Source organism: uncultured Paracoccus sp., assembly GCF_947487305.1.
Classification (GTDB): Bacteria; Pseudomonadota; Alphaproteobacteria; order Rhodobacterales; family Rhodobacteraceae; genus Paracoccus.
The window spans coordinates 1-6,863 of sequence record NZ_CANKWH010000045.1 but is presented as its reverse complement, the minus strand read 5'-3'; the positions used below and the strand labels follow the sequence as shown (position 1 = coordinate 6,863).

At 58.6% G+C, this 6,863-nt stretch carries 8 protein-coding genes; 2 read left to right on the top strand and 6 right to left on the bottom strand.

Features of this window, described 5'->3' with window-relative positions; translation table 11 throughout:
- From Q1A36_RS20865 to Q1A36_RS20855, 3 genes are all read right to left on the bottom strand, one after another.
- On the bottom strand, positions 1-341 hold a 341-nt coding region (locus Q1A36_RS20865), incomplete at its 3' end, for a hypothetical protein (protein ID WP_299848019.1).
- Positions 341-1,354 carry a site-specific DNA-methyltransferase gene (locus Q1A36_RS20860; RefSeq protein WP_299848017.1) on the bottom strand — a complete coding sequence of 338 codons (1,014 nt, stop codon included), beginning with the start codon at positions 1,352-1,354 and terminating at the stop codon, positions 341-343. The genes Q1A36_RS20860 and Q1A36_RS20865, both read right to left, overlap by 1 nt.
- Before the next feature lie 158 nt (positions 1,355-1,512).
- Complete coding sequence (locus Q1A36_RS20855) at positions 1,513-1,806, bottom strand: type II toxin-antitoxin system RelB/DinJ family antitoxin (protein WP_299848015.1); 294 nt, start codon at positions 1,804-1,806, stop codon at positions 1,513-1,515.
- Positions 1,807-1,946: 140 nt separating this feature from the next.
- Between Q1A36_RS20855 and Q1A36_RS20850 the strand changes: the two genes are divergently transcribed.
- The gene (locus Q1A36_RS20850) at positions 1,947-2,396 is read left to right on the top strand and encodes a hypothetical protein (RefSeq protein ID WP_299848013.1); all 450 of its coding nucleotides are present in this window, start codon (positions 1,947-1,949) and stop codon (positions 2,394-2,396) included.
- A 169-nt stretch (positions 2,397-2,565) separates the two neighbouring features.
- Complete coding sequence (locus tag Q1A36_RS20845; protein WP_299848011.1) at positions 2,566-2,853, top strand: hypothetical protein; 288 nt, start codon at positions 2,566-2,568, stop codon at positions 2,851-2,853.
- A gap of 106 nt (positions 2,854-2,959) precedes the next feature.
- Here the strand turns inward: Q1A36_RS20845 and Q1A36_RS20840 are convergent, their stop codons facing one another.
- The 3 genes from Q1A36_RS20840 to Q1A36_RS20830 form a co-directional block, all read right to left on the bottom strand.
- Positions 2,960-3,970: a replication initiator protein A gene (locus Q1A36_RS20840; RefSeq protein WP_299848010.1), complete on the bottom strand. Its 1,011-nt coding sequence runs from the start codon at positions 3,968-3,970 to the stop codon at positions 2,960-2,962.
- A gap of 258 nt (positions 3,971-4,228) precedes the next feature.
- The gene (locus Q1A36_RS20835; protein ID WP_299848008.1) at positions 4,229-5,530 is read right to left on the bottom strand and encodes a hypothetical protein; all 1,302 of its coding nucleotides are present in this window, start codon (positions 5,528-5,530) and stop codon (positions 4,229-4,231) included.
- A 232-nt stretch (positions 5,531-5,762) separates the two neighbouring features.
- A partial coding sequence (locus Q1A36_RS20830) for an AlwI family type II restriction endonuclease (RefSeq protein ID WP_299848005.1) occupies positions 5,763-6,863 on the bottom strand: 1,101 nt, incomplete at its 5' end.

The window sequence follows — 6,863 nt, the reverse complement described above, 5'->3', positions numbered from 1 at the left end:
CCCTCTAGAAATTGGCGCCCGACTGGAGTGATTTCGACCAAATCGCCCGGATCAACCCAAGCAAGTCCTAGCGTGCCAACCACTTGCTTGAGCATGCGCGCCAATGCAGGGCCTTCCGCACCCGAAATGCCGAGGTCGTTGAGCTGCTTAACGTAGTATTCTTGGCATTCCCGCCAAGGACGGGTGCCTTCGAAATAGGCCAAAGGCGCGAGGCGCTCGTGTACGGATTCCACGGTTACCGCCAGCCCCTTCGGTTGATACCAATAGGCATGGTCGTTGGCGTAGGTGCTGATGAACCGCTTCCACTTAGCGGGCAAGATCGGGCGGGTGATCTTCGGCATTAGACCAGCAGCAATTGCCCGTCATCGCGGTCAGAAGCTCCGCGACCATACGTCTTCCGGCGATGCTTGGCAGCCGCCTGCGCTCCTGACGTGCCCGCTTCCTCGGCAGCGAGCGCCATGAGTTCATCCTTGCTAGGATACTTGCCACGACCGACGAGTAGCAACGGAGCCGCTGGGTCGAGCCGCCTCATCCGCCGCCGCGCGTAGTCGAGATAGCGCTCGCTGACATCGATGCCAATCCAGCGGCGTCCCATGCGTTCGGCGACGACACAGGTGGTGCCGGTACCGACAAACGGATCGAGCACGATCTCGCCGGGGAAGCTTTCGGTAGCCCCGTTGGTGTAGAGGCGGATAAGCCGTGCCGGAAGCTTTTCGGGGAACGGTGCGGGATGACCCTCTTCGCGCTTGACGTCTTCAGGGTACATGAACCAGACCTGCTGCGCGAGATCCATCCACTCCGTCCGCGATAGCTTGTTTGCTTCCTTCACTTTGTCGGAGAATTTCGGCGGCTTGCCCGGCTTTACATAAACGTTGATAAACTCAATCGTGTTGTTCTCGAGTATGTTGCCCGGCTGTGGATAACTGCCGAACATCATCTTCGACGTCTGCTTCTGCCAAACGAAGAGACTATAACGCTCGAGGTCCGTGCCGGCGAGGATGCGCGCTTCGAGGTCAAAGGCGATATTCTTAAGGTGCCGGGTGTGCTGCTCGATCACAGCCTTGGGAATAGGCATGATGGGGGCGTTGATGCACAACTTGCCATTGGGACGCAGCACCCGGGCGCATTCGTTCCAGACGCGCTGCATGTCATCGAGATAAGCTTCGTAGGTCGCCCATTCGGTGCTTTCGCCGTCATATTCAACGGCTGTCCAGTACGGCGGTGATGTAACGATCAGGTCGATACAACTATCAGGAAGCAGGCGCATCACATCAGCAGCAGCTCCCGCTTGGAAGCTGCCAGTCATCTTTTCAAGAACGTGAGTGCCACTCAATGTACCGACGATCTGATTCATCTGCATCCCTCTAGGTTATAGAATGGTTGCGGCTGGAATACCAAGGCCCCAGCGACGGCGCGCTTGCTGGCGTAGTGCCGATATCCTGCCCGGGCAACAGCAGCATCCGAGGTGCAATCGACAACAGGTCAGCGACTGCTGGGGATTTCCATTCAAGCTTAGGCACGGCGTCTCCCGTCGATCAGGGCGCGTGTCTCCTGCAGCACCTGGTCGTGCGCCGTAGCCGAACGGGAATCGGCCAACGCCTCTCGTACCTTGATGCGGAACCAGGCGTCATAGGCTTTAGGGTCGGTGGTCAAACCGGCGGGCAGGCCACCCTCGGCAGCAATACGGGTTAGCAGGATGCGTACTGCATCCGAAAGCGTCAGACCAACACCGGACAAAGCATCGATTGCCTGGATTTTGATCTGCTCGTCCACGCGAACATGGAGCATCGAGGTATGGGCGGGCACGGCACGACCTCCTGTTTCTGAGAGCAGTATGTATCTCATTTGAGATGCATACAAGCGGCCTTGGCTGGCGTTTCCAATGCATGTATCTTGAACGGCAATAAAACCAAGGGGAAACCCCGTAGGATACAGGCGGAAACACCATGAAACTGACGCTTGGGCAGGCGGCAAAGGCCGCACGGCGTTCGAAGGGGACGCTCTCAAAATCCCTTAATTCCGGTGGTATGTCTGCACAGAAGGACGAAAAGGGGCGCTGGCAGATTGATCCGTCAGAGCTTTCGCGGTGGATGTCTGCGAACCCGTTTCCGAACGGGCGTGAAAACCAAACTGAAACCCATGTGGAAACGCAGGAAAACAGCGCCTTGAGCGTTGAGGTTAAGATGCTTCGAGAGCAGATCGACGCCATGACTGCCGAGCGTGAGCGCGAGCGCGATCAGCTTGTAGATCAGATCGGGGATCTGCGCGCGCGCCTAGACGGGGCAGAGGCGGAGCGGTCGCGTTTGAACGCACTTCTGACTGATCAGCGTGAGAAAGCCGCAGCGCCATTGAAGCGTAGCTTTTGGTCGCGTTTGGCGGGAGCGGGTGGGCAATAAGCTCCGCCCGAAGCGAGCCACCTAAAAAGCCGAAATAAAAACGGCGCTTCACGTGCGCGCATGTGCTCGCGCGCGCGAGCACATGCGCGCACGTCCCGAAGGGACTTCGTTTGGTGACCGAAGCGTTCGGTCCCTCCCGAAACGGGAGGCGATTTCTACGGAGGTTCCAATGCTAGAAGATGCTGATCTACGCCAACAGCTGGTCAATTTTCGTGAGACCGTGATTTACGCTGAGAATCCGGCAACGGCCGAATGCAGGAAGTGCGGGATTCTTCGCAGGGCCATGATTGACTGGCTTGTTACCAGCAAGCCGCACGACGCAGCCGAGCTGATCTTTGGCCCCCCAGCCCACCTGAAAAAGAATACGGACCGAAATCAGATCAAGAAATACGGGATGCAAGTCATCGCGATCATCAACCGACACCAGAGGCATCGCGTTTTGCGGATGCGGGCGTAGGGCCGCGGAGATGGCCGTGGGTGGGCGGTTTGATTTTTGGTTGGGCGGGTAGCCGAGACTGCGGGTATGGCCGCCCTTGGGGCCTTCTGCCGCCCCTCAGAGAGGGTCACCTAAGGGTGCATTGCTGCTTGCAGTAAGCTACAAGTGCAGCACCAGCGTTTTTTGGGGGGTTCCCCTTGGCGACTTCCGATCTGGCAAACGCCAGCCAGTCAGAGCGCAGAGCGTAGTAATCCCGGCCTTTTTCCCTGGCGACGGCCCTTGCTTTATCCTCGGCCCATTCCGGCACTCTGATCTCGGGTATGAGCTCTCTCTGCGGCGAACGCGGACGGAAGATCACCAAATCATCTTCCGTCAGTTCCATGCGATAGAAGGGTGTGTGATCGTCCTCGATGATCTGGCGGATGTTTAGCCGGAACTTCTTCAGGAGGGCATTGCTGCCGGTCTTTTCCTGAAGTTTGGCGAGGCCGATCTGCCATTTCGGCTGGCCGCCGCAGTGCTTGCGCCCGATCTCATACAGGCGGCGTTCAAGCGGGCGGCGCAGGCGGAAATAGTCGTTCGAGATCGTCACAACCTCGTCACCCTCGATCGCGCGCATCACCCAGTCGGACAGGATCACCTCGCAATAGTCGAGCCGCCACTTCCCCTCTTCCTTCATGACGAACCCGCTGCCCGATTCAAGCAGGCTGAAGAAGCGCGTTTCGCGCCTGTTTCCCGTCTGAATATCGGTCTGGAAGGTCGTGCCGATAAGCCTCTGGAACGCCTGCTCCAGACGCTGATACTCGATCCCCCCCGTTTTGCGGTTGGTGGTAATCATCAGCTCGCGGGCGCTGAACCGCACCCGCTTTCCGATCTTCTCGCCCCGGTTCTTGCGGTGCATGAGCTGGCTCACGCAGAAAATCAGGATGTCCTTGTCGAAGATCGTGGGCAGGCCTACCCCGGACGGCACGATTTTCAGCCGGTTGTCTCCGCTGCGGTATTCGAGGTGGCGCATGTCTGGCTTGGTGGCGAGCGAGAACAGCGGATGCTCCATCGAGGCCATGTCGTCCTTCGGCACGACATCAGAGATGTCGAGGATGAAGAAGTCCTTCTGGGGATGTCTATCGGGGAGCAGGGGCATCCATCCGCCTTGGTCAAGTTCGTTACATCAGGAACCAGCATCGGGCAGGAGTGACCGTCTCGTCAAGTTCGTTATATCAGGACCCGGTTCCGGGCCTGAATCCATTCGTTAGTTTCGGAACCAAGATTCGTTAGTTTCGGAACCAAGATTCGTTAGTTTCGGAACCCTGTGGATAGTTTTTTTATTTTGAAACAGTTGATTAAGGCAGATTTTCGGGTCCGTAACTTACTCCGTAGGTAACTATACTAACACTAGGGGTCAAAGCCCGTAATCATCCCCAACGTCCCGACTGCTGTTCTGCTGTTCGGCCTGAGTCTCACGGGTTTCCTGAACTGCATCCCTCTGGCGCTCGTGGACAGGTTCGACATGCTGAGGAAGATCAAAGCCCAGGTGGCGGTTGTAGCGCCCCACCAGCTCCGATGCCCGTTCTGGCCAAAGCCGGTCCGGTTGCAGATGGCGTTCGGAATCCTGAACCCGGAAGCTTTTGACGAAGGCTTCGGCATAGGCACAGAACTGTCCGCATTTGGCGATCACCGCGCCCAGATGCAGCCGGTCGGCAAGGGTAGGGAACCATTCACGGCCCCGCTCATGCCCATCTGGCCGCTGCAGATCATCCCAGCCCATCCCGAAGCGATAGGCGGCTTCCACGATCCTCTCAGCCCCTTTGCGGAAGGCTGAGATCAGCTTCCAGGAATTCGGGGTTTCCGCGGCGACTTGCGTGACCCAATCCTCGTCAATCTCGCCCGGCGGTGGCTCATAACCGCGTGGCTCCTCTCTGTGGCGGCTGATTTCGCCCCTGAGCAGTAAGTAGTCCCGCAGGAGGTCCGTATCCTCCCAGGACAGGTCAACGGCCTGCAAGGCCCCTCTGAGGCTCTCTGCGGGCCTCTGGACGGCCTCCCGGGCTTTGTCCATGACCGCCCCATAGGTTTCCGGCGAGAGGTGCTGGCGCTGCGTCAACTCCTTTCGGGTGCCGCGAACGATTTCGCGGTCCAGATGTGCCTGGCACCATTCGGCCCAGGAGGTCTGCAGGGCGGCATATTCGTTCCGCTCGCCGGTGGCCTCCTTCAGTTCGCGCAGGGCCTTGTTGGTGGAGATCACCGGCTTGCCACGGCTGTCACGGACGGGGGCGACCAACACATCGACCACGGCCCCACCCTTTTCGTCGAGATCGAGGCGCGTTGCCGTCACTGACCCCGCGCCGCCCCAGCTCTCAGCCCATGCCTTCGCCTGATCGAAGAGCTGGCGGTTGCGTGGGTTGCCTGCGTCATGCAGATCGCCGGCCTGTTCCACCCATTCCGGCGAGATCACGCAGATGGCCTGCAGGCAGAGCGGCGCGTTTTTCCGTTCACCCGCGCCCAACTCGGCCTTGTGGGCCTTGAAGGCAGCGAGATAGTCGCGGTCATTCCCCTCTGCCTTGGACCATGCCAGCCCGAACCCCGCTTCCGCCCCCTCACGGACCCGGGCCTTGCCGGTCTCGTCATGGCGCTCGGCATGCAGTGACGCCCCGCGCAGCTGGGCGATGGTGGAGATCTTGTTGACCCGGATGGCGGCCTTGAACATGGGGTGATGATAGCCCTGAAGAGCAGAATTGTCATTTAAAATGACAACCCACTAGGCAATCCATTTCGGCTATGCCTCCATGCCGCTCCGCTGATTGCCGTTGGGCCGGAGACGCTGCGCCTTCCTGGACCTTCAGCAAGAAGCCGTCGATGGCGGCTGTTCGCCACCGCCCCCTATAATGGATAAGGGCAGATCTAGATCTGGTCCGAACGGAGTTTTTAAGGAGGCCTACTTATTCTACCTTAAACGACATTCGGCTCGAATAAGTCACCAGATCGATCTTGGTATCGTGAGCATCACGGGCGGCACGTAGCTTCTCGTCGATGGTTGTTCCGACGATCATACCGGAGACCGGCGCATTTCCGGCCAAGTTCTTTTTCACCCAGCCCATATAACGCGATAGCTGACCGAACACCTTGTCGGCGGCACGCCCTTTTTTGAGCTCGATGACGACATACCCCTTCGTCCTCTTGTCGCGGGCAAGGATGTCGATCGGGCCAACAGTCGTTTCGTACTGCCTGCCTACGAATTCCAGTGGGCGCTTCACGAAAGTGGCAAATGCGGTGAAATTGCCTTCTATCGAGTCCTCAAGTGTCTTTTCGCTCAGCATCATGCGCTTGAATTTCTTTAGGTCTGAGGTGCTTGCGCCCAGGCTCTTTTTTACCAACGCAGCAGATTCGATGTCGCCACGCTCGGTATAGATGTCTAGGGCTGTCTGGCGGTCCGCTTTGGCGTCCGGGTCGCCCATCCAAGCGAAGAAGGCTTTCTCGCTGCCAAACTCGATGTAGGTGCCGTTGGCGGCATAGTCCTCGATCCATCGGCGTGTCTCGCCACGTATCACGCCCTTGCGGAGTAACAGCCGGTGGCCATCGCCGACGTCGAACAGTTCCGAAAGCTCCCACATGCGCATGGCGTAGGATCGGCCGAGTCTAACGGTGTTGATGAGGGAGCCACGCTTGGTGCCGCCGATCTGGTAGGCGTTGAGCTGCCGTATGATCTCCGCCTGTTGCTCTGGCTCGAGAGCGCGGAAGGCTTCAATCTGATCGAGCACCTTGTCGACGTCCTCGATCCGCTTCGCCTTGGCGACAAACAGCGTGTACTCGGTTGCTGTGATGCCATCGCCAATGGATTGCAAAAGCCGCACCAGAAATGGGACGGGGTGGAGTCGCACGGCTTGATGGACGGTGGCACCGATGGAAGGGTTCCAAAATTGGTAACGCCGCGATTGGGCAGCTAGGATTGCCGCCTTGTCATCCCCCTCTAGAAATTGGCGCCCGACTGGAGTGATTTCGACCAAATCGCCCGGATCAACCCAAGCAAGTCCTAGCGTGCC

What these genes read in the sequence shown, in the direction of transcription:
- Q1A36_RS20845 (WP_299848011.1), top strand. Translation starts at nt 2,566, where the DNA reads ATGCTAGAAGATGCTGATCTACGCCAACAGCTGGTCAATTTTCGTGAG.
- Q1A36_RS20835 (WP_299848008.1), bottom strand. Translation starts at nt 5,530, where the DNA reads ATGTTCAAGGCCGCCATCCGGGTCAACAAGATCTCCACCATCGCCCAG.
- Q1A36_RS20860 (WP_299848017.1), bottom strand. Translation starts at nt 1,354, where the DNA reads ATGAATCAGATCGTCGGTACATTGAGTGGCACTCACGTTCTTGAAAAG.
- Q1A36_RS20840 (WP_299848010.1), bottom strand. Translation starts at nt 3,970, where the DNA reads ATGCCCCTGCTCCCCGATAGACATCCCCAGAAGGACTTCTTCATCCTC.
- Q1A36_RS20850 (WP_299848013.1), top strand. Translation starts at nt 1,947, where the DNA reads ATGAAACTGACGCTTGGGCAGGCGGCAAAGGCCGCACGGCGTTCGAAG.